The organism is Rhizobium nepotum 39/7, assembly GCF_000949865.1.
GTDB classification, from domain to species: Bacteria; Pseudomonadota; Alphaproteobacteria; order Rhizobiales; family Rhizobiaceae; genus Agrobacterium; species Agrobacterium nepotum.
Genome location: NZ_JWJH01000017.1, coordinates 83,088 through 105,592 on the forward strand (window position 1 = coordinate 83,088; position 22,505 = coordinate 105,592).

Annotated in this window: 23 protein-coding genes; 11 read left to right on the forward strand and 12 right to left on the reverse strand. The window is 58.3% G+C overall.

What is annotated here, in order from left to right; all coding sequences use genetic code 11:
• The first annotated feature begins 6 nt into the window (after window positions 1-6).
• The 4 genes from RS75_RS17570 to RS75_RS17585 all read left to right on the forward strand — a co-directional run bounded on the left by RS75_RS17570 (window position 7) and on the right by RS75_RS17585 (window position 4,682).
• Window positions 7-1,080, forward strand: coding sequence for an ATP-binding protein (locus RS75_RS17570; protein WP_045022611.1), 1,074 nt, complete (start codon window positions 7-9; stop codon window positions 1,078-1,080).
• 11 nt (window positions 1,081-1,091) lie between these two features.
• A complete protein-coding gene (locus RS75_RS17575) occupies window positions 1,092-2,996 on the forward strand; it encodes a TniQ family protein (RefSeq protein ID WP_045022612.1) in 1,905 nt (634 codons plus the stop codon).
• A gap of 316 nt (window positions 2,997-3,312) precedes the next feature.
• Window positions 3,313-4,320 carry a DUF4238 domain-containing protein gene (locus RS75_RS17580; protein WP_045022613.1) on the forward strand — a complete coding sequence of 336 codons (1,008 nt, stop codon included), beginning with the start codon at window positions 3,313-3,315 and terminating at the stop codon, window positions 4,318-4,320.
• A 74-nt stretch (window positions 4,321-4,394) separates the two neighbouring features.
• Complete coding sequence (locus tag RS75_RS17585; protein ID WP_045023169.1) at window positions 4,395-4,682, forward strand: helix-turn-helix domain-containing protein; 288 nt, start codon at window positions 4,395-4,397, stop codon at window positions 4,680-4,682.
• Between the two features lie 8 nt (window positions 4,683-4,690).
• Here RS75_RS17585 and RS75_RS17590 read toward each other — a convergent pair whose 3' ends face one another.
• The gene (locus RS75_RS17590) at window positions 4,691-6,016 is read right to left on the reverse strand and encodes an Nramp family divalent metal transporter (RefSeq protein ID WP_045022614.1); all 1,326 of its coding nucleotides are present in this window, start codon (window positions 6,014-6,016) and stop codon (window positions 4,691-4,693) included.
• A 301-nt stretch (window positions 6,017-6,317) separates the two neighbouring features.
• Here RS75_RS17590 and RS75_RS17595 point away from each other — a divergent pair, with 301 nt between their 5' ends.
• Entirely contained in the window at window positions 6,318-6,545 is a 228-nt protein-coding gene (locus RS75_RS17595) for a hypothetical protein (RefSeq protein WP_045023171.1), read from the forward strand.
• A gap of 25 nt (window positions 6,546-6,570) precedes the next feature.
• Here the strand turns inward: RS75_RS17595 and RS75_RS17600 are convergent, their stop codons facing one another.
• On the reverse strand, window positions 6,571-8,304 hold the full coding sequence (locus RS75_RS17600; RefSeq protein ID WP_045022615.1) for an ABC transporter ATP-binding protein: 1,734 nt from the start codon (window positions 8,302-8,304) through the stop codon (window positions 6,571-6,573).
• A gap of 229 nt (window positions 8,305-8,533) precedes the next feature.
• On the opposite strand from RS75_RS17600, the gene RS75_RS17605 reads away from it, so the two are divergent.
• The gene (locus RS75_RS17605; protein ID WP_045022616.1) at window positions 8,534-9,775 is read left to right on the forward strand and encodes an AI-2E family transporter; all 1,242 of its coding nucleotides are present in this window, start codon (window positions 8,534-8,536) and stop codon (window positions 9,773-9,775) included.
• A 254-nt stretch (window positions 9,776-10,029) separates the two neighbouring features.
• Here the strand turns inward: RS75_RS17605 and RS75_RS17610 are convergent, their stop codons facing one another.
• Complete coding sequence (locus RS75_RS17610) at window positions 10,030-10,485, reverse strand: GNAT family N-acetyltransferase (RefSeq protein ID WP_045022623.1); 456 nt, start codon at window positions 10,483-10,485, stop codon at window positions 10,030-10,032.
• A gap of 107 nt (window positions 10,486-10,592) precedes the next feature.
• On the opposite strand from RS75_RS17610, the gene RS75_RS17615 reads away from it, so the two are divergent.
• Window positions 10,593-11,018, forward strand: coding sequence for a hypothetical protein (locus tag RS75_RS17615; RefSeq protein WP_045022624.1), 426 nt, complete (start codon window positions 10,593-10,595; stop codon window positions 11,016-11,018).
• A 3-nt stretch (window positions 11,019-11,021) separates the two neighbouring features.
• Here RS75_RS17615 and RS75_RS17620 read toward each other — a convergent pair whose 3' ends face one another.
• The 3 genes from RS75_RS17620 to RS75_RS17630 all read right to left on the reverse strand — a co-directional run bounded on the left by RS75_RS17620 (window position 11,022) and on the right by RS75_RS17630 (window position 13,481).
• Entirely contained in the window at window positions 11,022-12,176 is a 1,155-nt protein-coding gene (locus RS75_RS17620) for a DUF2336 domain-containing protein (RefSeq protein WP_045022625.1), read from the reverse strand.
• Between the two features lie 106 nt (window positions 12,177-12,282).
• A complete protein-coding gene (locus RS75_RS17625; protein WP_045022626.1) occupies window positions 12,283-12,900 on the reverse strand; it encodes a flavin reductase family protein in 618 nt (205 codons plus the stop codon).
• Entirely contained in the window at window positions 12,900-13,481 is a 582-nt protein-coding gene (locus RS75_RS17630) for a nitroreductase family protein (RefSeq protein ID WP_045022628.1), read from the reverse strand. The genes RS75_RS17625 and RS75_RS17630 overlap by 1 nt, the downstream gene beginning before the upstream one ends.
• Window positions 13,482-13,591: 110 nt before the next feature.
• Between RS75_RS17630 and RS75_RS17635 the strand changes: the two genes are divergently transcribed.
• Window positions 13,592-14,572 (forward strand): hypothetical protein, encoded by a 981-nt coding sequence (locus RS75_RS17635; protein WP_045022630.1) that lies wholly within the window; start codon window positions 13,592-13,594, stop codon window positions 14,570-14,572.
• A gap of 207 nt (window positions 14,573-14,779) precedes the next feature.
• Here the strand turns inward: RS75_RS17635 and thrS are convergent, their stop codons facing one another.
• From thrS to RS75_RS17655, 4 genes are all read right to left on the reverse strand, one after another.
• Window positions 14,780-16,783, reverse strand: coding sequence for a threonine--tRNA ligase (gene thrS, locus RS75_RS17640; RefSeq protein WP_045022632.1), 2,004 nt, complete (start codon window positions 16,781-16,783; stop codon window positions 14,780-14,782).
• Window positions 16,784-16,914: 131 nt separating this feature from the next.
• Window positions 16,915-17,436 (reverse strand): DUF1697 domain-containing protein, encoded by a 522-nt coding sequence (locus tag RS75_RS17645; RefSeq protein WP_045022634.1) that lies wholly within the window; start codon window positions 17,434-17,436, stop codon window positions 16,915-16,917.
• On the reverse strand, window positions 17,433-17,792 hold the full coding sequence (gene yidD, locus RS75_RS17650; protein ID WP_045022636.1) for a membrane protein insertion efficiency factor YidD: 360 nt from the start codon (window positions 17,790-17,792) through the stop codon (window positions 17,433-17,435). The genes RS75_RS17645 and yidD overlap by 4 nt, the downstream gene beginning before the upstream one ends.
• Window positions 17,793-17,795: 3 nt before the next feature.
• A complete protein-coding gene (locus tag RS75_RS17655; protein ID WP_045023173.1) occupies window positions 17,796-18,242 on the reverse strand; it encodes an iron-sulfur cluster assembly scaffold protein in 447 nt (148 codons plus the stop codon).
• Window positions 18,243-18,527: 285 nt separating this feature from the next.
• On the opposite strand from RS75_RS17655, the gene folE reads away from it, so the two are divergent.
• The 3 genes from folE (at window position 18,528) to RS75_RS17670 (ending at window position 20,657) form a co-directional block, all read left to right on the forward strand.
• Window positions 18,528-19,154, forward strand: a complete 627-nt coding sequence (folE, locus tag RS75_RS17660) for a GTP cyclohydrolase I FolE (protein WP_003515674.1) — start codon at window positions 18,528-18,530, stop codon at window positions 19,152-19,154.
• Between the two features lie 25 nt (window positions 19,155-19,179).
• Window positions 19,180-19,632, forward strand: coding sequence for a phosphoribosyl-AMP cyclohydrolase (hisI, locus tag RS75_RS17665; protein ID WP_045022638.1), 453 nt, complete (start codon window positions 19,180-19,182; stop codon window positions 19,630-19,632).
• A gap of 98 nt (window positions 19,633-19,730) precedes the next feature.
• Window positions 19,731-20,657: a patatin-like phospholipase family protein gene (locus RS75_RS17670; RefSeq protein WP_045022639.1), complete on the forward strand. Its 927-nt coding sequence runs from the start codon at window positions 19,731-19,733 to the stop codon at window positions 20,655-20,657.
• A 134-nt stretch (window positions 20,658-20,791) separates the two neighbouring features.
• Here the strand turns inward: RS75_RS17670 and RS75_RS17675 are convergent, their stop codons facing one another.
• Both RS75_RS17675 and RS75_RS17680 read right to left on the reverse strand, forming a co-directional pair.
• Complete coding sequence (locus RS75_RS17675; protein WP_045022640.1) at window positions 20,792-21,226, reverse strand: CBS domain-containing protein; 435 nt, start codon at window positions 21,224-21,226, stop codon at window positions 20,792-20,794.
• Between the two features lie 154 nt (window positions 21,227-21,380).
• Entirely contained in the window at window positions 21,381-22,154 is a 774-nt protein-coding gene (locus RS75_RS17680; protein WP_045022642.1) for a rhomboid family intramembrane serine protease, read from the reverse strand.
• Window positions 22,155-22,505 lie beyond the last annotated feature (351 nt).

The following is a 22,505-nucleotide window of genomic DNA, read 5'->3' on the forward strand; positions in this document are numbered from 1 at the left end:
AAGCCCATGCAGAATTCCTATGATTCCTATTTCCTAGAAGCCGCGGAAGCCCTCCTCGGCTCGATGGATCCCAAGCTCCGCGATCGTGCTGCCCAGGTCGGCAAGATGAACAAGGCCTATATTGGAACGGCGCGCGATATTGAACTCGATGAGGCCTTCGAGGCGCTAATCGTAAATTCGGCGGCCGAGCTGTTCGGCAAGTCCGGAAAGCGCCGCGCTCTTTTCGTCGTGGGAGAATCCGGTTCAGGCAAGACCACAGCAGTTGAGAAGCATATCTCCAAGCGGTCGGAGTTTGCACCGAGGGTTGCTGCGGACGGCACCCCCTACGACCTGCTGATCGACATGGAGGCCCCCAAACCACTCACCGTCAAGGCTTTGGCTACAACTGGCCTCAAACGGCTGGGATATCACGTGAACAATCCCCGCCTCACGGCTGCCGAGCTCTTTGAGCTTTGGAAGGATCAACTTCGCCAGCAGCGCGTCCTGTTCCTTGCCATCGATGAGCTGCAGCATGTTCTCAACGGCGACACAGTCAAGGAACTCCAGACGGTCGCCGACGTGATCAAGAGCCTGCTTCAGATCCCCGGGTGGCCACTTCATCTCATCCTGAGTGGCGTACCCGAACTGGCTGGTTTTCTCCACCAATCCGGCCAGACCAACCGCCAGCTCAAGGAGCGTAGCAAAGTCATCGAATTCCGCCCCATGACCTTCCCCGAGGATATCCCCATCATGACGAAGATCGTGAACAAAATCGTCACCGTCGAAGCCAGTCTCAAGGCAGATCCAGTGATCCTCAGCGAGGAATTCGTTCATCGCCTTCTTCACGCCTCCTGTGGTGCATTCGGGTCGATGATCCAGACGACCCGGCACGTTTGTGAAGTCGCATTGCGACGAGGAGCAGAGACCGTCGGCCCAGAATTATTCGCCTCAGCTTATGCGCTCGAGAGCGGTTGCCGTCCGTCACAGAACATCTTCACCGCAAAGGAGAACTGGAAGGATATTCTGCCCGCGAACTCGTTGCGAGAGCTCGTCGACGAAGGCCGGAGCGCGCAGCAGAAGCGCGCCAGGGCGAAAAAATAGGAGGGGATAGCATGCAGAAACTTGAAATTGCGAGCGATGAACCGTTGTCAGGATATCTGTCGCGTCTGGCAGAATCACGCGGCGTACGTCTGTGGGACTTCCGCATCCACATGGGCATTCGGTCTCGACGCGTTACAACGCGCTACTACGAAACCATTTCGGCCATGACCGGGATCGACCCTGCAGTTCTTAAGCGGCACGACCTAGTGAGGATCGGCGGAACTTTCGAAGTGTTGGACATGACCTTTGACGTCAACGACATCTGGGCGAAATCCGCGCGAGCCTGCCCCTGTTGCATTCAGGAAGACGTTGAACAGGGAACTGGGCGTGTGGAGGCCCGCCCCAGACTCAGGTTCGGATGGATGCTGCGCACTCTGGGACGTTGCGCCATTCATGGTGTTCCTCTGATCCAGATTGGACCCGACTACGACAGATTTTCGATCGGAGATTTCAACGGGGTGCTTGGCCGGAACCGAGACACCTGGAATATGGGAAAAAGTGCGGGGGTCGCTCGTGAGACTGATCGTGTCGATCCTCTCGGTGCCACCGGACGACGGGCGCCGGATGTTTACTTCCAGGATCGTATTGCAACGACGGCGTCACATAGTGGCATCGCAGCTTGCAGCCGGGATCAGGTCGATGTCAGCACTTTGGGTCCGATCGACACCCCCAAAGGTGATGACCTCCAGATGCTAGATGACATGCCCGTTCCAGTGGGGCTCCTCCTCACCGAGGTCGTTGGTGGCATGGAATTGTTTGGTGATCGATACCGACGAAGCGATGCCACCGACGAAGAACGGCAGGTGGCGGTAGTTGCCGGCTATGAATTCACCCGCTGCGGCTATGCCGGCTTGTCTCAATTCCTGAAGAAGCGTGATCAAAGCCATTGGCGCGTGCAACGACGAGGCAGCTTCAGGCAACTCTACGGTACGCTCCAGGAGACGCTCTCGAGCCGAGTGGAATCCGCAAGCTTCGAGAAGGTGACAAGCTTCGTTGCCGAGCATGCGTACGCTAATCACGCTCTCGGACCAGAAGACATTTTTCTAGGATACAGTCTGCCAAGACGTCTTTACAGCATCCGGACAGCGGAGGTTGCGCATGGCATCCACCGTGTCACCCTGAGGCGCATCTTGAAATCCGCTGGGCTTCTTCCGCCGGGTGCAGCTCGACTGGGCGATGGTCGCGTAGTTGTGGAGGCAGAGGCTCTCGAGACGCTTATTGCAGGCTGGCAGGAGCGCCTTCCGACCGAAGAGGCCAAAGCACGTCTTGGCATCAGCGGAGCTGCGCTGAAAGCCATCGTTGAGAGGGGCTTGCTACTTAAAGACGACAATCCGAATCGACAGAGCAACATCTCGCGGAAATCCTTCGAAGAATTGACAAGCTTCCTCGAGCGACTACCGCTTGGCACTCCCTGCCGTGGCATGAAAAGACTAACCGAGATGGTCAAGATTGGAAGACGCACCTATGGCGAAGTTATCGGGCTGATCATTGATGGAACCATCAAAAACGTGATTCGGGACGCACATCACGATGAGCCATTGCGCTTTGACAGCATCTTCGTCGACCCAGTCGAAGTTAAGGCAGCATCGCCTAGGCTTTCTCCCCCCGGGATCACATTGCAGCTCGCGGAAGCCCAGCTAGGCACGACCAGGAAAACCGTGGAGCAGCTTGTTGCTTCAGGTCTCCTGGAATCCATTACCACCGAAAATCCAGCGACAGGAAAAAGTCAGACCTTCATCTTGCCCGACAAGCTTGAGGAGTTTCAAAAAAACCACATCTCGCTGTTCTTGTACGCCAAAGGGCGTGGTCAGATCGGTGACGTGAAGAAGAGACTGGCAGACGCGGGGGTCATGCCCGCCTTCGAGAAGGCTGGGGTGGCTACCTTCTACAGGAAGGATTCGATGCCGTCAGAGTAAGATTGGGCGAGAAAATTCGGAAAATTGAAACCCGCTTTGGCGGGTTTTTGTTTGCCCGCAATCTATGTGGCGTCCGCAATGCCGAAAATATGACTCAGCAGAGCGGCAAAATATGACTCTGAGTATGCAGTTGAACCTCATGTGCTCTGAAATCGTTGACTAATCTTCGTCCGTGACTGGATTTTATGACTTTTCAGTGGGGTCCATCCAAAAATATCCATGCTATTTCACTAAACGAAAATTATATAACGATATCCCCGTGACAAATAATACTGTTACGGGGATATTATTTTTTGACTTAGTATAGATGATATGTATGCAAAAACAGCAGCACTACATTCCAAAATGCTACTCTAAGTATTTCGCAAACAACGATGGGTACGTTTATTTGCGAGACATGTGGCAAGATAGCTGTTTTCCAATCAAACCTATCAACGCGCTAAAACAGGGATATATTTACACCCAGCCCGTTCACGCCGAACAACGATTTGATAATGCTATCGAAAATTTCTTCTCAATGGGGATTGAATCAACTTGGCCTTCTATAGTCGAGGCGATCAAATCTAAAAAACCCCTTGATAACGACCTCTGGGGACAATTGATCCAATTTATGCTCTCTATGAGAGTACGTGTTCCGAACACGATGAAAGCTGTTTTATTCGTGCTCCGCGCCTACGCAATTTCAGTAGCAGATCAATTACCGTTGAGTGATTCTCTGAAGTCACTCTTCAAAACACTTAAGCCGAGTTTCGATGGAGAACCTACTTTTGCAGATCTTGTAAGTGAGCGAATAGTTAGCGTTCCTATCGACCCACACAGGGCATTGATTTCATTTGAAAAATTAATTCGAAGCAATCATGCAGTTCTATCAATTTGGGGAAACCCAAAGTTTCTTCACAACCTCACTAAAGTGGATTTCATCAGCTCAGATAATCCATTCGTCAGCCATATATACCGTAGAAATATCAGAGAAATTGTTCCTTACTCATATAGCAACCAAGAAGACATCGAGATAATATTCCCTATAACATCACGGATTTTACTTCTCCTGAACACAAGAAAATCTAACGATACCCAGCATTACCCAGTTAAAAATGAAGACACCATTCATGGGTTAAACGAAAAAATATCATTGTATTCAGACAGATATATATTTGGAAGGAACCGTGAGCAGCTATTAACAACTGCGGATTTTAGTACTACGGCACCAGTTCCTCGACAGCAACGAGCGATTATCAAAAACGGTGTGGTTCACGATATGGAGTTTACTTTTGGCGATCCTTTACGAGAGCGTGCCAAATGGCGGTATGACTTCGAAAAATGAATATTAAAAAAAGAATAATTAAACAAAAAGCGCTCTGCAAGAAACATGTGACCGACTGGGTCCGTCTTAGCACCATGACCGACGAAGAAGCGGAGGCAAATGCGCTTGCCGATCCCGACAATCCACCACTTTCCGCCGAACAACTCGCTTCCGCTAAAAAAATGCCGCGCATCAAGATCATCCGCCGAGCGCTGAAGCTGACGCAGGAAGAGTTTTCCGCCTGTTACCATATTCCGCTCGGCACCCTGCGCGATTGGGAACAGGGCCGCAGCGAACCGGACCAGCCGGCCCGCGCCTATCTCAAAGTCATCGCCGTCGATCCGGCAGGCACGGCGGCCGCGCTTCGAAAAGGCGCGGCCTGACCTTTTTCTCACCCGATAAAATCAAACAACAATTTCACATTCAGCGCGGCGATGACGATGGCGATGAACCAGGCAAACGCCGAGAGCCATCGCGGGGCGCACAGTTCGCCCATCTTGGCGCGGTCGGCGGTGAACATGACCAGCGGGAAGACGGCGAAGGAGAGTTGCAGGCTCAGCACCACCTGCGTCAGGATAAGAAGTTGTCCTGTGCCGCTGTCGCCGAAGGCGATGGTGACACCGGCGGCCGGGATGATGGCGATGCCGCGGGTGATGAGGCGTCGCAGCCAGGGGGCGAGCCGCATCTTGAGGAAACCCTCCATCACGATCTGACCCGCAAGCGTTGCCGTGACGGTGGAGTTGATGCCGCAGCACAGAAGCGCTACCCCGAACAGCGTCGGCGCGATGGCAAGGCCGAGAAGTGGCGCAAGCAGACTATGCGCTTCACCCAATTCGGCAACATTCGTCTGGCCCGTTTTGTTGAAGGTGGCCGCTGCCAGGATGAGGATCGCGGCGTTGATGACGAGGGCGAATGTGAGGGCGATGGTTGAATCGAGCGTCGCAAATTTGAGCGCCTCGCGTTTTTCGGCCAGTGTCTCGCCAATGGCGCGCGTCTGCACGATGCCGGAATGCAAATAGAGATTATGCGGCATCACCGTCGCGCCCAGAATGCCGAGCGCCAGATAGAGCATTTCAGGGTTGGTGACGATCTCTGTCGTCGGCGCAAAACCGCGGATCACCTGGCTCCAGTCAGGGTCAGCGAGCGCCAGCTGAATGGCAAAACACACCGCGATGACGCCGAGAAGCGTGATGACCAGCGCTTCCACCCAGCGGAAGCCGAGCTTTTGCAGATAAAGGATCAGGAACACATCAAGCGCGGTGATGAGGACACCAAGTTCGAGCGGAATGCCAAAAATCAGGTTGAGGCCGATCGCCGTGCCGATAACCTCGGCGATATCGGTCGCAATAATGGCGATTTCGGCCATCAGCCACAGCACCATCGCCACGGGTTTCGGATAGGCATCGCGGCAGGCCTGAGCCAGATCGCGGCCGGAAGCAATCGCCAGACGGGCACAGAGCGCCTGTAGAACGACGGCCATGATGTTCGATATCAGCGCGACCGTCAGCAGCGTGTAACCGAACTTGGAACCGCCGGCGAGCGAGGTCGCCCAGTTTCCGGGATCCATATAACCGACCGCGACGAGATATCCGGGGCCGAAAAACGCCATCGCCCGGCGAAAGGTGCCGGCATTCGGGTTGACCCTGATCGTGCTGTGAACGTCGGAGAGCGAGAGATCGTCGCCGTTCCGCCGCCATCCAAAGACAGGCTTGTCCATATTCTGACTTTCAACTGGGAGAATGATTTGATGCAATTGCAAATCATTCTCATAAAGAGCAGAGACTGGCAAGCGGACTTTTGTTGCGGTGCACTCGCGAAAGGCATAGCGCCCGTCTCCGGCGTGAAAGCGGGCGTGTAAGGATGCGACGTCACAAGCGCACGACCGTTCAAACGCAATTCGTGCCGGTTAGGTGGAAAATCTCACGGGCTTGTCATCGCCCCGGCCCTCGCCGTTGCGGAACAGCGGCGCGCATGTCCGCGTTTATCTTTCACGAAGCAACGACAGTCCGGGGAAGTTCATGCGACACGGCAATAAATTCAGCGTGGTGAACCATCCGAGCCGATGGCCGAAATATATCATGGCGCACCGAAGACCACGCGACTGGCTGATGACGATCAGCGGCATCGTGCTGCTGTTCATCGTCGCCGCTGCGGTCGCCATGGGTTATCTCGTCACCAGCCATCCCGGCAAGCCGGAGCCGAACCCCGGCATCGTCGAGGAAACGGCAGCCGAAAACGGCAGTTAAGCGGCGGCGCAGAAAGCGCCACCCATCAGCTCAGGCCTGCAAGATGCCCGCTGAACTGCGCCTCATGCAGGCGGCTATATTGGCCCTTTGCAGCCAGAAGCTCGGCATGCGCGCCGGTTTCGGCGATGCCGGTCTGGTCCACCACCACGATGCGCGAAGCATCGCGGATCGTCGCCAGCCGGTGGGCGATGACCAGCGTGGTGCGGCCCTTGGCAAGCTCCGTCAGCGATTGCTGGATGGCCCGCTCGGTTTCCGTGTCGAGCGCCGAGGTCGCCTCGTCGAGAATGAGGATCGGCGGGTTCTTGAGGAACATGCGGGCAATGGCGAGGCGCTGTTTCTGGCCGCCGGACAATTTCACGCCTCGCTCGCCGATCACGGTATCGAGCCCGAGCGGCATCGCCTCGATAACGCCATCGAGCCGGGCGCGCCGCGCCGCATCCATGATTTCGACGTCAGACGCGCCAAGCCGGCCATATTCGATATTCTCGCGGATCGTGCCGCCGAACAGGAACACATCCTGCTGTACAATGCCGATCTGGTTGCGCAGCGAGGCGAGTTTCATTTTTCGAATATCGATGCCGTCAATGGTGATTGCACCGCTGGTCACGTCGTAAAAACGCGGCAGCAGCGAGCAGAGCGTCGTCTTGCCCGCCCCCGAAGGCCCGACGAAGGCAACCGTCTCGCCCGCACTGATCTTCAGGTCGATATTATCAAGAACCTGCTTGTCCTCGGCATAACCGAAACCGACATGGCGATATTCGATTTCGCCGCGAAGAAGCGGCGCTTCCACCGCATCCGGCACATCGACGATGTCAGGCGCGGTATCCAGAAGCTCGGTAAAGCGGCGGAAACCGGCAATGCCCTTCGGATAGGTCTCGATAACAGAGTTGATCTTTTCCACCGGGCGGAAAAACACGCCGACCAGAAGCAGGAAGCCGACAAAGCCGCCTTCGGTCAGGCTGCCGGTCAGCACGAACCAGGCACCGCAGATCATCACGATCATCTGCGTCAGCCGCATGCTCATGTAGCTGAGCGAGGTGCTGGCCGCCATGATCTTGTAGGCGTCGAGCTTGGTGCGGCGGTATTTCTGGTTGTCCCTCTCAAACAGCGCGCGCTCGTGGTCCTCATTGGCAAATGCCTGAACCACCCGCATGCCGCCGACATTTTCCTCGATACGGGCGTTGAAATCACCGACGCGACCGTAAAGCGCGCGAAAATTCTGCGTCATGCGGCCGCCGTAACGGCTCGTCACCCAGGCGGTGACGGGCACGACGGCGGCGGTGACGAGCGCCAGCTGCACATTGACCGACAGCATCAGCAGAAATGCGCCGATGAAGGTCATGATGGCGATGAACAGGTCCTCGGGGCCGTGATGGGCCACCTCGCCGATCTCTTCCAGATCCTTCGTCAGCCGCCCGACCAGATGGCCGGTTTTCTGGTTGTCGAAATAACGGAAGGAGAGCTTTTGCAGATGATCGAAAGCCAGACGCCGCATGTCGGTCTCGATATTGATGCCGAGCATATGTCCCCAGTAGGTGACTGTCGCCATCAGCCCGGTATTCAGCACATAAATAACCAGCAGCCCGACAGATGCGGCGAGGATGATGGCCCATTCACCGCCCGGCAGAAGCACGTCGACGAAGACCTTCACCGCCATCGGAAAGCCGAGTTCGAGCACGCCTGACAGCACCGCGCAGGAAAAATCGAGAATGAACAGACCGCGATAGGGGCGGTAATAGGCGAAGAAACGTCGCAGCATGGCATGACCTGGAGATCGGACGCGGCAACCTTGCGCCGCAATAAAAACGGAGCTCAATTGTCATATTTCAATGCGTGCGCCAAGAGCGATGTTCTATTTTTACCAAAATCGTTCAATAGACTAGACGATAAACACACAACGGTAATGTGATCCAATTATATTGCACCTATATGTATCCGTGTGACAGAGTGAATGCACCCTTCGGGGAGAATGCGAGAAAGAGCCTGCCGTGAGTAACATTGACAGCCGTAAGCCAAATGGCGAACCGAGATGGCTCGGTCCCGCCAGCCCGACGCGGATCGCCCTGATCCCGCCTATATCGGCTGCGCGCTGGCTGCTCGTTCTCGTCGCCCTCGCCGGCATCTATTTCTTCCACGGCTTTCTGGTTCCGGTTCTCGCTGCCCTCGTCATCGGTTTTGCCAGCTGGCCGGTCTATACGCGGCTGCTGCGGCAGGTCGGCGGCAACACCACGCTCGGCGCCACCATCGCCATCATCCTCATCCTCGCCTTCCTCGTGGTGCCGATCTTCATCGCCGCCTCCTATACAGCCAGCGAAATCCGCGAATGGTTCGGCTGGGCGGTGCATGTCAACAAGGTGGGCGCACCGGTGCCGGACTGGATTGCGGCGCTGCCCGGCGTTGGCGCCTGGCTCGGCGAGCAATGGGTGAAATATGTCGGCACACCGGGCGCCATCGGCGAAGTGATCCAGCTCGTCAGCGGCGCGAATATCGGCAATATCTACCGGGCGATCCTTGCCGCCGGCAACGGCGCGTTCCACCTCGTGCTGACCCTGCTGTTCATGTTGATCGCGCTGTTCTTCGTCTATCGCAACGGTGCCGGCTTCTCCCATCAGGTCGATCTCGTGGGTGAGCGTATCCTGCCGACGCGCTGGGAGCGTATCTCCCGCGTCGTGCCCGCCACCATCAGTTCCACCGTCACCGGCATGACGCTGATCGCCATCGGCGAAGGCATCATCCTCGGCATCGCCTACTGGATCGCCGGTGTGCCCTCGCCCGTCACGCTCGGCGTGCTCACCGGCGTCATGGCGCTCATTCCGGGCGGCGCGCCGCTCTCCTTCACCCTCGTGTCGATCTATCTGGTCGCCAGTGGTTCCCCCGCCTTTGGGCTGGGGCTGTTCATCTGGGGTTCGGTCGAACTTTTCATTGTCGACAAGACCATCCGCCCGAAACTCGTCGGCGGCCCGATCAAGCTGCCCTTCCTGCCGACGTTTTTCGGCCTCGTCGGCGGCGTCAAGACAATGGGCTTCCTCGGCCTCTTCATCGGCCCGGTGCTGATGGCGCTTCTGGTGGCGATCTGGCGCGAATGGGTGCGCGAAGTGGAAATCTCCGCTGGCGCCACCAGCGCCGAAGTTCCGCCGCCGCCTCCGGCTGAAAAAGACCCGCTCGATGATATCGCCGCGCATGAAGACGACAGCAACGAAACGACCGCGTTTCGCAAAGCGGCGTTCTGATCGCAAAAGCTTGCGGTGAAGGGCGTTTACCTAAATGCCGGACTACCGATCAAGGTCGATTCTCTCTTTCGTCATGCCGGACTAGATCCGGCATCCAGCCACGGCGCGTCAGCGCCGTGAAAAGACTCTCTCGCGATCGAAGACTCGATCGCGCTGGACCCCGGACCTAGTCCGGGGTGACGTAGGGTGGATGCTGCGGCTTATACCTCAAACATCCGCATCGCCGGACTGCCCGATCTATCTACGCTTTCGCGCTAAAGCGCCTTCTCCATGAACATGCTCAGCGGATCCGGCCCGTAGGGCGCAAACGCCTCGATCTCGACGAAACCCGCCTTGCGATAAAGACCGATCGCTTCCGGCTGGCTGATGCCGGTTTCGAGCCGAATGGCTGATAGGCCAAGCTCGATGCCGCGCGCGACAAGCGTATCCATGATCAGCTTGCCAATCCGCAGCCCCCTGGCATCGGGATCGACGAACATGCGCTTGATCTCCGCCGTGCCGTCGCCCGCCTCCACCAGCGCGCCGCAGCCGACGACGCGGCCCTCATGCCGGGCCACGAAAAAGGAGACATTGTCCTTTTCCAGCTGGCCAATATCGACGAGATGATTGCTCTCGGCGGGATAAAGCGATGCCATATAGACATTCGACAGATCGATGAGGCGCAGAACCGCTTCCTGCCGGGGTGTTTCAAGCTTGATGTCGGTAGCCAATGCGATGCCTGCTTTCTATCGGAAAAATGCGTATTTCGTCGTAATGTCACTGCAATCCGGATAAATGAGTTTCTAGAGCACAATTCCCGACAGAGGCAACACACACCATGAAAACAGCCCTCGTTCTCATGACCTTCCTCGGCTGCGACGACAGCGCGACCGATTGCCATTACCTCGCCACCTCGCAGCAGCGCTGGGCGAGCATCGAACTCTGCGACGCGGTGTCGGAAAAGGAGCTGGAACGCTACGCCAACGCGTCCTATCCCGTGGTCGTGGCCGTGTGCCAGACACCGGGCGAACAGACCCCGGAAACGGCGGGCAATACGCCCCCGCCGCCAGCCACGGCACCGACCGGGACGCCCTTGGCCGACGAACAGGTGACGCAGAAGGAAGAGGAGAGCCTGACACGACAGGCGATCAGCCGCGTCAGCCGGATACTGCCCTCCACCGAAGGCGTGAAGCACCTGCTCGGAACGCCGGTCAGAATGGTGGAAAACAGCTATTCGTGGATTGCCAAACGCTTCGAGAAGTAACCCTCAGGCCGCCTCGACCGTCAGCGCTTCCGCATAGTTCCGCGCCTTCTGTCGCTCTTCGGCGATGGCGAGCTTGCGCACGGCATGCAGCAGTTCGAAAAGCGTTTCGGAACCGTCGACTTCGCGGAAATGTGCAAGCAGTTCGGCAGAGACGGAAGCTGCGGCCTGCGCCAGATGCGAGCGGGCAGCACGGCGCCACATCAGCGTCGCTTCCATGAAAACGTCGACGACATCGCCGAAAAGACCGACGGACTGAAACAGCGCTTTCAGCGCATGCGGTCGTCCGGTTGCGAGGATAGCGCGCACCTTGCGGTCGTCGAGGCCTGAGAGATTGACCATGGCCGCCGTGAAAAACTCCAGCCTGCCCGAACAGACGGCGTGGATGAGCAGCGCCGGTGTCAGTTCCAGCTTCTGCCGCAGATGCTCCACCAGCACCGGCAATTCAGGCGAAGAAACATTGCCGGCGATGAGGATGGTGGCGGAATCTTCCGCTTCGCGGAAAATGCCGTTGGCGCGGTTGCGCGCGATCAGGGCATGGACCAGCGCCGAACCCGCCAAGGCCTCGCTTATGCGCCCCATCAGCAGATGGCGGGCATCGGCCGGCAGCGCCTCGCGGTAAAGCAGCAGGGCGCGGATATCGGCGTCCGAGCCGTGGCGTTGGGCGATACGCCGCAACGAAAACGGCGTGATGAAGGCATCTTCGTTTTCAAGAAGGATGATCGTTTCCGGCAAATCCCCGACTTCGGCGAGCGCTGCGCAGACGCCGCGCGGCAGACGCGGCCTTGCGGCGATGAGGGCACGGGTGAGGCTTTCGCCGCGCCCGGCAAGATCGACCAGATCAGCCTCGGTGAGAACCGGCGAACGGGCGATCACGGTGCAGGCGATTTCCGGCTGGTCTTCGGCAAGCGAAACGAGAATGGCGCGCGGGGCATCCTGGGCATCCGCCAGCGCCTCGGCAAGCGCCAGCCGCACACGCGGCGAAGGATCGTCAAGAAGATAGGTCATCGCCATATAGGCGGCATCGCGGTTTTCCCGCGCCATGTCGGAATGCAGATAGGCGCGCCCGAGAGCATTGGCAGCCTTCGCCCGCTCGGTCGATCCAGCCTTTTCAGACCAGCGAAGAAATGCCTGTACGATCACCTGAGCCTCGAAACACATTCGCAACAATGGATGACGGCATCATTGCCGCCACCATGTATAAAACTTTAGGCGCAAATGGTTTACGTTTGGTTCACCATAAAATTTAACCGTTGCCGGCGAAGAACTATATTTGCGGCGTAGTAGAAGGACGCTGCAGCTGAAAGACATCGCTGCCGCCGTCGCAGTAATCCATATAGCCCATGCGCGCCACCGGACGCGCGAGCCCCATATCGATGCGGCCATCGCGAATGATCGCATCGTCGATATGGATCGCCATGACCTGCCCCAGCACCATCCAGGAATCCGACGGCTTGCCGTCGATGTCCTTCAGCTGGATGACCTCGGTCATGCGGCACTCCAGAACGGCCAATGCCTCACCCACGAAAGGCGCATCCACCGCCCGCCCGTCCACTGCCGTCAGACCGGCCAGCCGGAATTCATCGACATCATAGGCAACCGGTGCGGAAGACGCGTTCATCCGGTCGATCAGGTGGCGGCTGACGAGGTTGGCGGTGAAGACGCCGGTCTCCTCGACATTGCGCAGGCTGTCTTTCCGTCCACTGGAGGAAAACATCACCAGCTTCGGTCGGTCCGAAATCGCGTTGAAAAACGAATAGGGCGACAGGTTGAGAGAGCCGTCCCGGCCTTTCGAGCCGATCCAGCCGATCGGCCGGGGCGCGACGATAGCCTTGAAAGGATCGTGCGGCAGGCCGTGCTGGTTGGTGTCGGTGGTGTAGAACATCAGACGTCCCCAACCCAGGTGACCACGTCGGCAAGCTCCGGCCGCGGCCGCTCCACCGGCGGGAATGTCGTTGAACCGATGTGGATATATCCAGCGACCTTTTCGTCTGCGGCAACTCCCAGTTCCAACAGGAAGGCCGGGTCGAAAGCAAGCCATTCCGTCAGCCAGTTTGCCGCAAAACCATTGGCATTGGCGGCGAAGATGACGTTGAGGCACACCGCACCTGCGGACATGACCTGTTCCCATTCCGGGATCTTGAAATGCGGTTTGGCAGTGCTGATGACGGCGATGACGACAGGCGCGCGGGTAAACCGGGTGCGCTCCGCGTCCTGCTGCTGAAGGTCCAGTTCGGGGTTCTTCTCAAGCGCGATCCGGAGCGCCGCCTCGCCGAGGCGCACACGATCTTCGCCGCGATAAACGACGAAACGCCAGGGTGCCAGCTTGCCGTGATCCGGCACGCGCACGGCAAGGCGCAGGATTTCCTCGATTTCCGCTTTCGACGGTCCCGGCTCGCTCAGTTGCAAAGCGGGTGTGGAGCGGCGAACCTTGAGATAGTCGAGAAGCTTGATATCGCTTGTCATGATCAAAAATCTTCCATTCTGCTGTCTTCGCGAAATTATGGGCCTTGAAATAGCCACGGCATTGGTTTTGAAGTGGTCCGGGAAAATCAAGAAGTCAATTGGTATCGAAAATGTCGGCAATCAAATTCGCGGCACGTCTGACCATTGCGTTCGCCGCGATCGCCGTTTTATCACAGGCAGCGTTTTCGCAAGACGCTTTCAAGGATTTCAAGCAGCTCGGCGGCACGCCGAAAATGCCGAAACTCAATGCTTTCACCGCCCCTTCCGCCCCGAATGCCCCGGCAACCACCAGCCGCGATATCGCCATGGAAGCCAAGCTGACAAGCGAAGGCGAAGCGGTGAAGGAAGGCCTTTCCTGGCGCGTCTTCAGCCCCATTCCCGGCGCTGACGGAAAATTGCCGATGCTGGCAAGTTCCGAGGGCGGTTCGGCGCAGTTTCATCTGGTGCCCGGCGAATATTTCGTCAACGTCGCCTTCGGACGCGCGGGCGTTACCAAGAAACTCAATGTTCCAAGTTCCGGCAATGTCCAGAAACAGGTGCTGATTCTCGATGCCGGCGGTTTCGTGCTGAATGCGGTCGCAGGCGCCGACAAGCAGATTTCCGGCAACCAGCTCAAATTTTCCATCTATTCGTCGGACGCCCGGCCGGATGGCGAGCGCGGCCTTGTGATGGCCGACATCAAGCCCAACACCATCGTCCGCCTCAATGCCGGCACCTATCACGTGGTTTCCGAATACGGCAACGTCAATGCGGTCGTGCGCGCCGATATCCAGGTGGAAGCCGGCAAGCTGACCGAGGCGACCCTCCAGCATCAGGCAGCGCAGATCACCCTCAAGCTCGTTTCCGAAGAGGGCGGCGAGGCCATTGCCGATACGGCCTGGTCGGTGCTGAACGGCGGCGGCGACGTGGTGAACGAAAGCGTCAGCGCGTTTTCGACCATGGTTCTGGCGGAAGGCGAATATACCGCCATCGCCCGCAACAAGGAAAAGGTCTACCAGCGCAACTTCAAGGTCACGTCCGGTCGGGACTCCGATGTGGAAGTGCTGATGAAGGATCAGGCACCGGAAGACATGACCGGCGATTTCGAGTAGCCGTCACTACAGCTTATCCGTCATGCCGGACTTGATCCGGCATCCAGCCACGGCGCGTCTGCGCCGTGAGAAGACTCTTTCGCGATCAAGGACTTGATCGCACTGGACCCCGGATCAAGTCCGGGGTGACGGAAGTGAATGCGCTGCCTATGCCAGTGCCGCACCACATCCAAACGAAAACGGCCCCCGAAGGGGCCGTTGTTTTTGTCAGGCAATCCGCTTTTTCGCAGCAAGCTTGCGCTTCACATCCGGCGGCGTCGCCTCTTCCACGAGGCTTGTAATCGCGTCTTCGAGCGACATCGGCGTCTGGTTCTGCGAACCGAGACGGCGGATGTTGACGGTGCGCTCTTCCGCTTCCTTGCGTCCGCAGACGATGATGACCGGAACCTTGGTCACCGAATGCTCGCGAACCTTGTAGTTGATCTTCTCGTTGCGGAAGTCGGTCTCGACCGCCATGCCAACCTCGCGCAGCGCTTCGGCAACCTCGCGGCCGTAATCGTCCGCATCCGACGTGATCGTCGCCACAACGACCTGAAGCGGCGCGAACCACAAGGGCATGTGACCGGCAAAGTTCTCGATCAGGATACCGAGGAAGCGCTCCATCGAGCCGCAGATGGCGCGATGGATCATCACCGGCTGCGTCTTTTCGGAATTCTGGTCAATATAGAATGCGCCGAAACGTTCCGGCAGGTTGAAGTCCACCTGCGTCGTGCCGCATTGCCATTCACGGCCGATGGCGTCCTTCAGCGTATATTCGAACTTCGGCCCGTAGAAAGCACCCTCGCCCGGCATAATGCCGGTCTTGATGCGGCCGCCGGACTGTTCCTCGATGGTCTTCAGAACCTCCAGCATCACGCTTTCGGCACGGTCCCACAGATCGTCGGAACCGACGCGCTTTTCCGGGCGGGTCGAAAGCTTGACGACGATCTCGCTGAAACCGAAATCTTCATAGACCGAGAGGATCAGGTCGTTGATACGCAGGCATTCCGCCGCCATCTGCTCTTCCGTGCAGAAAACATGCGCATCGTCCTGCGTGAAGCCGCGAACGCGCATCAGCCCATGCAGCGCACCCGACGCCTCATAGCGATGAACATTGCCGAATTCCGCAAGACGCACGGGCATTTCGCGGTAAGACTTCAGACCATGCTTGAAGATCTGGACGTGACCTGGGCAGTTCATCGGCTTTAAGGCAAAGACGCGCTGATCGGCATCCTCGTCATCGGGATGGGTAAAGGCATGGGCGGATTTCACCGCGAACATGTTTTCCTGATACCAGCCCCAGTGACCGGAGGTTTCCCACAGCGACTTGTCCAGCACCTGCGGCGCGTTGACTTCCTGATAGGTATTGGCGAGACGCCGGCGCATATAGGCCGTCAGCGTCTGGAACATGCGCCAGCCCTTGCCGTGCCAGAACACGACGCCCGGACCTTCTTCCTGAAAATGGAACAGGTCCATTTCGCGGCCAAGACGGCGGTGGTCGCGCTTTTCGGCTTCAGCCAGAACGTGCAGATAATTGTCCAGCTCTTCCTGCGTCGCCCAGGCGGTGCCGTAGATGCGCGACAGCATCGCGTTGTTGCTGTCGCCACGCCAATAGGCGCCGGCCACCTTCATAAGTTTGAAGGCGGTACCGATCTGCCCCGTGGACGCCATATGCGGGCCGCGGCAAAGATCGAACCAGTCACCCTGGTAATAGATCTTCAGATCCTGACCTTCGGGAATGGCGTCGACCAGCTCGACCTTGTAGTTCTCGCCCTTGGCGGCGAAGACTTCCTTCACCTTTTCGCGCGGCCAGATTTCGCGGGTAAACGGCTTGTTGCGCTGAATGATTTCCTTCATCCGCTTTTCGATCTTCGGCAGATCTTCCGGCGTGAAAGGCTCGTTCTTGGCAAAGTCGTAATAGAAACCGTTCTCGATAACCGGGCCGATCGTCACCTGCGTGCCGGGCCACAGTTCCTGCACGGCCTCGGCCATGACGTGGGCGGCATCGTGGCGGATGAGTTCCAGCGCACGGCTGTCCTCACGCGTGACGATTTCTATCTTGCCATCGGTGATTGCTTCGGACAAATCGCGCAGAGTGCCGTCCAGCCCAATGGCGACAGCCTTCTTCGCAAGCGATTTGGAGATGGATTCGGCGACCTCGCGGCCGGTCGTGCCGGCGGGATAGCTGCGTACGGAACCATCGGGGAATGTAAGGGAAACGGTCTGTGACATGGTCTACTTCTCCTGATCCAGTCCCGCCAACGAATGCGGGTGGTGTTGGAATAAAATGAACGCCCTCCTCGCAAGACGGGCAGGCAGGCTGATAAAGAATTTTCCCGTTCCAGTCAAAGGCGAACGGCAATTCAACGAAGCATTTCGGCAATTCCCTTGACGGTATTGGCGTTGCGTGTCGTGCCGATGCCAAGCCTCTTCGTGGTCAGCACCGAGAGAAGCCGGCTCTCGCTCGGCTTGCCGCAAAAGTCGATCCAAAGGTCGCCGCCGACAACGGCGATCCTCTCCTTTTGGCGATACGTCTCCAAAAACCCGAGAACATCGTCGTTCAGCGGCTCGCGCATCACCCGAACGCAGACATCGGGCGGATTACCCTCCGGAAACGGGTTAGCAGCCGTCAATGCCAGCCAGTCGCCATCCGAACGAACGAGAATATCCACATGTTTGCCGAAACGTTCTTCAAAGGCACGCTCCAGCACATCCTCGATTTCGCGCGCAGGGGCCGCCGGTGCATGAAAGACCAGATTACCGGTTGCGACCAGCGTCCTGCATTCGCCAAAACCCAGCTCCTGCGCCATTTCACGCAGATCGGCCATGATGAGCCGCTTGCCGGCGCCAAGCACGATGCTGTGCAGGAGGGCGACATAAGTCATCGGTGCAGCGTCCAATAACGCCAGGGCGTCCACCAATGTTTGTTGACGGCCAGCGTTTCCGGAACGGGGTCCAGCCCGCTCGTGCCGCCGGGGCCGCAACGCGCGACGCGGAACAGCGTCATCCAGCCGCCCGGCCATAGCCCGTGGCGCGCTATGGCCTCATAACCATATTCGGAACAGGTGGGGATATGGCGGCAGGAATTTCCGACAAAGCCCGACAAAGTCAGCTGATAGAGGCGAATGAAGCCGACGCCGAAAAGACGGCCCGGCGTCTTCGCAAAGGCCCCGCCCCAGTTACGGGATCGTCCGACCTTTTCCGCCGTCTTCTGATGTCCACAATCCGGTTCGCCGCACATCGCCTAACCCGCAGCGTTCAGAACCGGCCGCTCTTCGATCTGGTCGAGCGCGTCGACCACGGCTTCGAAGGTCAGCATGGTCGAGGCGTGGCGGGCCTTGAAATTCCGGACGGGTGAAAGCACCCGCATATCCTCGAAACGGCCGCTCGGCCCCTCGCCGCCCTGTTTCAGCATGGCGAGCATGTCTTCGCGCGCCTGCCGGATTTCGCCACTGGACGCGCCGATAACATGATGCGCCATGATCGAGGCGGAGGCCTGGCCGAGCGCACAGGCACGAACCTCATGTGAAAAAGCCGTGACGATGCCGCCTTCGACCTTCAGATAGACCTTGAGTTTGGAGCCGCACAGCCGCGAGTGTTTTTCCGCGCTGGCATCGGCATCATCAAGCACACCGGTCAGCGGAATATTTCCGGCGAATTCCAGAATTCGATTGTTGTAGATATCGTCCATCGTCAGGTATCCGGCGCGTTCAAGAATGCCCAAAAACGGGACAGGTCGAATTTTTCAAACACAGCGTTTGTCGCAGTGAAGCTTTCCTGCCCTTCATTCTCATTATATGCTAACGAGCTTTCTGGACATCAAGCTGTTGTCTTATTAACGGCTCCGATACCGAAATATTAGCATCGGACTTGCCAAAATGCTGTAAAACAACCAGATAGCAGCAATGGCGGGCAAAGTCCCCGCGACGAAAAACAAAGTTCAGGTGCGGCCTTGACCCGTATCGGGAGAGACGAAATGGATGCGATCGTGAAGAATTTCCCCGGCGCTGGCGCAAAACCCGATGTGGCCGAGGCTCGCCCAAGTCAGACAGAAGCGGAAGAAGCAGTTCGTGTTCTTCTGCGCTGGGCAGGAGAAAACCCCGCCCGCGAAGGACTTCTGGATACGCCCAAGCGCGTCGCCAAGGCCTATCGCGAGCTGTTCGCCGGTTATGAGCTGAACGTTCAGGACGTGCTCGGCACGACGTTTGAGGAAGTCGGCGGTTATGACGATGTGGTGCTGGTGCGCGACATCCCCTTCTTCTCCCATTGCGAACACCACATGGTGCCGATCGTCGGCAAGGCGCATGTCGCCTATCTTCCGGCCGGGCGCGTACTCGGCCTGTCGAAGATCGCCCGCGTCGTCGAAATCTTCGGCCGCCGCCTGCAGACGCAGGAAAACATGACCGCGCAGATCGCAAGATCCATCGAGGAAACGCTGAAACCGCGTGGCGTGGCCGTCATGATCGACGCCGAACATATGTGCATGTCCATGCGCGGCGTAAACAAGCAGGGGTCCACGACCCTCACCACCAGCTTCACCGGCACTTTCAAGAACGATCCGGCCGAGCAGGTGCGCTTCATGACCATGGTGCGGAACCGCTAGTTTTCCGTCAGCTTCTGGGGTTGCCATGTCCATTCCCTTTCCATCCGCCTCCGCGGACAAGGAAGTGCTCGAAAATGCGGGCCTGTTCTCGCCGAAATTCGATGCCCACGGCCTTGTCACCGCCGTGGTCACCGATGCGCGCGACGGCGAATTGCTGATGGTTGCCCATATGAATGCGGAAGCCCTGTCGCTGACGCTGGAAACCGGCATCGCGCACTATTACAGCCGTTCGCGCGACAAAATCTGGAAGAAGGGCGAAACCTCCGGCAACTTGCAGACGGTGAAGGAATTCCGCACCGATTGCGATCAGGACGCCGTGTGGCTGAAGGTTTCCGTCGCCGGTCATGACGCAACCTGCCATACCGGCCGCCGCTCCTGCTTTTACCGCACGGTTGAATTGGCCGACGGCGATGCTGTGACCAAAATCACCGACGATACCCGCCATTTCGATCCGGCGAGCACCTATTCGGGCACATGAACGGCGACCTTTCATCCGCCGCACCAATTTGCTACCAATAATTCAGGATTCGGGAACGAACTGACCGGGTCCGAGGAGTTGGCTGGGAGTGTACGATCATGTTGGGCTGGGGAAGCAATCGTCACAATCCTCTCGCGCCGCGAAATCCCGAGAACATCGTCAACGAAATCGTTGATACGCGCCGGATCGCCCTTGCGCTCGGCGGCGGGGCCGCGCGCGGCTGGGCACATATCGGCGTCCTGAGAGCGCTCGACGAGGCCGGTGTGAAGATCGGCATGATTGCCGGCACCTCGATCGGGGCTCTGGTCGGCGGTTGTTATCTGGCCGGCAAGCTCGATGAACTGGAGGAATTCGCCCGCTCGCTGACGATGCGCCGCATTGCCGGCCTGCTCGATCTGACGATCGGCGGTGGCGGTCTCTTCGGCGGCATGCGGCTGACCAAGCGCATGCAGGAACATCTGGAAGGCCTGCGCGTCGAAAACCTCGAGCATCCTTTCATCGCCGTCGCCACGGAATTGCGCACCGGCCACGAAGTCTGGATCCATCAGGGCGACCTCGTCACCGCGCTTCGCTCATCCTATGCGCTGCCGGGCATTTTCGAACCGGTGCAATGCAACGGCCGCACCCTGATCGACGGCGCGCTCGTCAATCCCGTGCCGGTTTCGGTCTGCCGGGCCTATGAGCAGGCGCTCGTCGTCGCCGTCAATCTCAATTACGACCTCTTCGGCCGCTCCGCCGTGGTCAAGCACGCCTCCTCTCCGCCCAATGGAGCCGCGCCGTCACTGGACAGCCCACCACGCCCCGGCCTGCCCGGCGTCATGGTGCAGGCCTTCAATATCATTCAGGACAGGATCTCGCGCTCGCGTCTGGCGGGCGACCCGCCCGACCTCATGCTGCATCCCCGCATCAACGATATCGGCCTGTCGGAATTCCATCGCGCCAGCGAAGCCATCGACAGGGGATACGAGGAAACGCGCTCCCGCATTCCCGAACTGGAGCGTATGCAGCAGGCTTTCCGCCGCTGAAGACACCCCAAGCCCTCATCCATGTGCTTGTCACAGGAATGAGGGATGTGAGAAGTTTCGGCATCAGAAATCTTTGCCGATTACAAGACAACGGAGATCAAGAGCCACCGAGATCGCTGCGAGTGCTGCGGGCCTCATCCAGCGATATAGGCCTTGATATGTTCGGCCTCGGCCTCGATCTCGCCGATCCGCGCCTTCACCACGTCACCGATGGAGACGATGCCGGCAAGTCGGCCATTCTCTTCGACCGGGATATGGCGGAACCGTCCGCCGGTCATGATCTCCATCAACTCGTCGGTGGTGGAATTGTGATGACAGCGGATGACGTTCTTGGTCATGGCTACAGAGACGGATAGCTGGAGAGCAGCGGCACCCTGGCCCGCCACGGCCTTCACTAGATCACGTTCCGTGAAAATGCCGAGAACGACGCCGTCGGCATCCGTCACGACGACGGAACCGATCTTGTGTGCGTGCAGCGTTCCCGCCGCCTCGCCGATGCTTACGCCCGGACCCACGGTCACGACATCCCGGCCCTTGCGGTCGAGAAGATCTTTTACGAATGTTGCCATGCTTTCCTCCTCCTGTCAGCAATCCGCAGCGCGACGAAGTCTCCCCGCGGTTGCAAATCATGCAACATGGTGCGCTGAGGCCTGTTTGATTGCAATCCCGGATGGGACCTGCGCAAGCAAATTTGCGCCACGGCCGACAAGGAACGTGATCGCCCTAGAGCCGGTATTCGGCACCTTCACCGGAAATACTTTCCCGGATCGGACGATCGAACAGGCCGAAAAAGAGGAAGCCGAGCAAGAAGCCGAAGACATGCGCATCCCAGGCGATTTCACCACCGACATCGCCGACCAGCGGCACGCCGACCGCGATCAGGACATTGCCGAAAAGCCACATCAGCGTGAAGATCAGGACGGTCCTGTTCGAAAGCGCCGCCAGAATGCTCTGCCTCGGCATCAGATGGCCAAAGGAGGCGCTGTAGCCGCCGCGCGAAGGGAAAGCGAAGCGGCATGCGGCGCCCATCAGCGCCGAAACGACGCCGGACGCCCCGATCAGAACCGTGGCATCGCCCCAGTTCAGCGCCGCGTGGCCAAAGGCCGAAACGGCGGCGGATATGCACCATAACAGCACGAAGCGAAGCGTTCCGATCCGGCGCAGAACGGGCGCGCCGAAGGCCATCAGCCACAATCCGTTAAAAAGAATATGCTCGATGCCGCCGTGCAGGAAAGAATATGTCACCGGCGTCCAAAGCCATTCCAGCCCCTGCTGGGAAAAAGGCACTGCGTAACGCAGCGGAATGAAGCCGAAGGTGAAGATGGACCAGCCGTTGCCATCGTCCGACAGAAGATAGGCGGGAACCACGAAGGCGGCGAACAGCGCCACCAGTATGCCGACCAGAAGCGGCGGCAGGTTGAAGACGGGATTGTGTGCGTCCTCTCTCGGTTCCGAAGTTTCCGAAACCGGCGGCTGTTCGCCGTCGCCATTGGACATGATTCCATCCCTGTCTTCGTGGAAATTTGCGTCCTCCGAGCAATATAGGAAGCCCGGACAAAAAAAAAGCCGTCCTGCCTTTGGGAGCGTCCGATGCGAAACCGCAAGCGGTTCCAGCACCTGTACCCGAGGCAGTCCGGCTTGCGCTCCAGCCGTAAAGCCACGGCGGGAGGCATCAATTGTGCTGACCGGAGCCTGTCCCCGATATGGCCGTAGCGATGCCATGCCCGGTGTCGCCACGCAATCTCAACCATTTGTTAACCTTAACAAAATCGCTTGGCATGAAATTCGCTACACCACAAGGAACAGACGTTCGGGTGGACATGATGTCCCAAAAACGAACATGGAGAA

Coding starts and splice junctions, on each gene's coding strand:
- RS75_RS17625 (WP_045022626.1), bottom strand. CDS start 12,900: ATGTTCTACACCACCGACACCAACCAGCACGGCCTGCCGCACGATCCT.
- yidD (WP_045022636.1), bottom strand. CDS start 17,792: ATGTGCGGCGAACCGGATTGTGGACATCAGAAGACGGCGGAAAAGGTC.
- RS75_RS17680 (WP_045022642.1), bottom strand. CDS start 22,154: ATGTCCAATGGCGACGGCGAACAGCCGCCGGTTTCGGAAACTTCGGAA.
- RS75_RS17570 (WP_045022611.1), top strand. CDS start 7: ATGCAGAATTCCTATGATTCCTATTTCCTAGAAGCCGCGGAAGCCCTC.
- folE (WP_003515674.1), top strand. CDS start 18,528: ATGGATGCGATCGTGAAGAATTTCCCCGGCGCTGGCGCAAAACCCGAT.
- RS75_RS17590 (WP_045022614.1), bottom strand. CDS start 6,016: ATGGACAAGCCTGTCTTTGGATGGCGGCGGAACGGCGACGATCTCTCG.
- RS75_RS17655 (WP_045023173.1), bottom strand. CDS start 18,242: ATGGACGATATCTACAACAATCGAATTCTGGAATTCGCCGGAAATATT.
- RS75_RS17585 (WP_045023169.1), top strand. CDS start 4,395: ATGACCGACGAAGAAGCGGAGGCAAATGCGCTTGCCGATCCCGACAAT.
- RS75_RS17645 (WP_045022634.1), bottom strand. CDS start 17,436: ATGACTTATGTCGCCCTCCTGCACAGCATCGTGCTTGGCGCCGGCAAG.
- thrS (WP_045022632.1), bottom strand. CDS start 16,783: ATGTCACAGACCGTTTCCCTTACATTCCCCGATGGTTCCGTACGCAGC.
- RS75_RS17635 (WP_045022630.1), top strand. CDS start 13,592: ATGTCGGCAATCAAATTCGCGGCACGTCTGACCATTGCGTTCGCCGCG.
- RS75_RS17575 (WP_045022612.1), top strand. CDS start 1,092: ATGCAGAAACTTGAAATTGCGAGCGATGAACCGTTGTCAGGATATCTG.
- RS75_RS17600 (WP_045022615.1), bottom strand. CDS start 8,304: ATGCTGCGACGTTTCTTCGCCTATTACCGCCCCTATCGCGGTCTGTTC.
- RS75_RS17670 (WP_045022639.1), top strand. CDS start 19,731: ATGTTGGGCTGGGGAAGCAATCGTCACAATCCTCTCGCGCCGCGAAAT.
- RS75_RS17595 (WP_045023171.1), top strand. CDS start 6,318: ATGCGACACGGCAATAAATTCAGCGTGGTGAACCATCCGAGCCGATGG.
- RS75_RS17675 (WP_045022640.1), bottom strand. CDS start 21,226: ATGGCAACATTCGTAAAAGATCTTCTCGACCGCAAGGGCCGGGATGTC.
- RS75_RS17630 (WP_045022628.1), bottom strand. CDS start 13,481: ATGACAAGCGATATCAAGCTTCTCGACTATCTCAAGGTTCGCCGCTCC.
- RS75_RS17620 (WP_045022625.1), bottom strand. CDS start 12,176: ATGTGTTTCGAGGCTCAGGTGATCGTACAGGCATTTCTTCGCTGGTCT.
- hisI (WP_045022638.1), top strand. CDS start 19,180: ATGTCCATTCCCTTTCCATCCGCCTCCGCGGACAAGGAAGTGCTCGAA.
- RS75_RS17580 (WP_045022613.1), top strand. CDS start 3,313: ATGCAAAAACAGCAGCACTACATTCCAAAATGCTACTCTAAGTATTTC.
- RS75_RS17615 (WP_045022624.1), top strand. CDS start 10,593: ATGAAAACAGCCCTCGTTCTCATGACCTTCCTCGGCTGCGACGACAGC.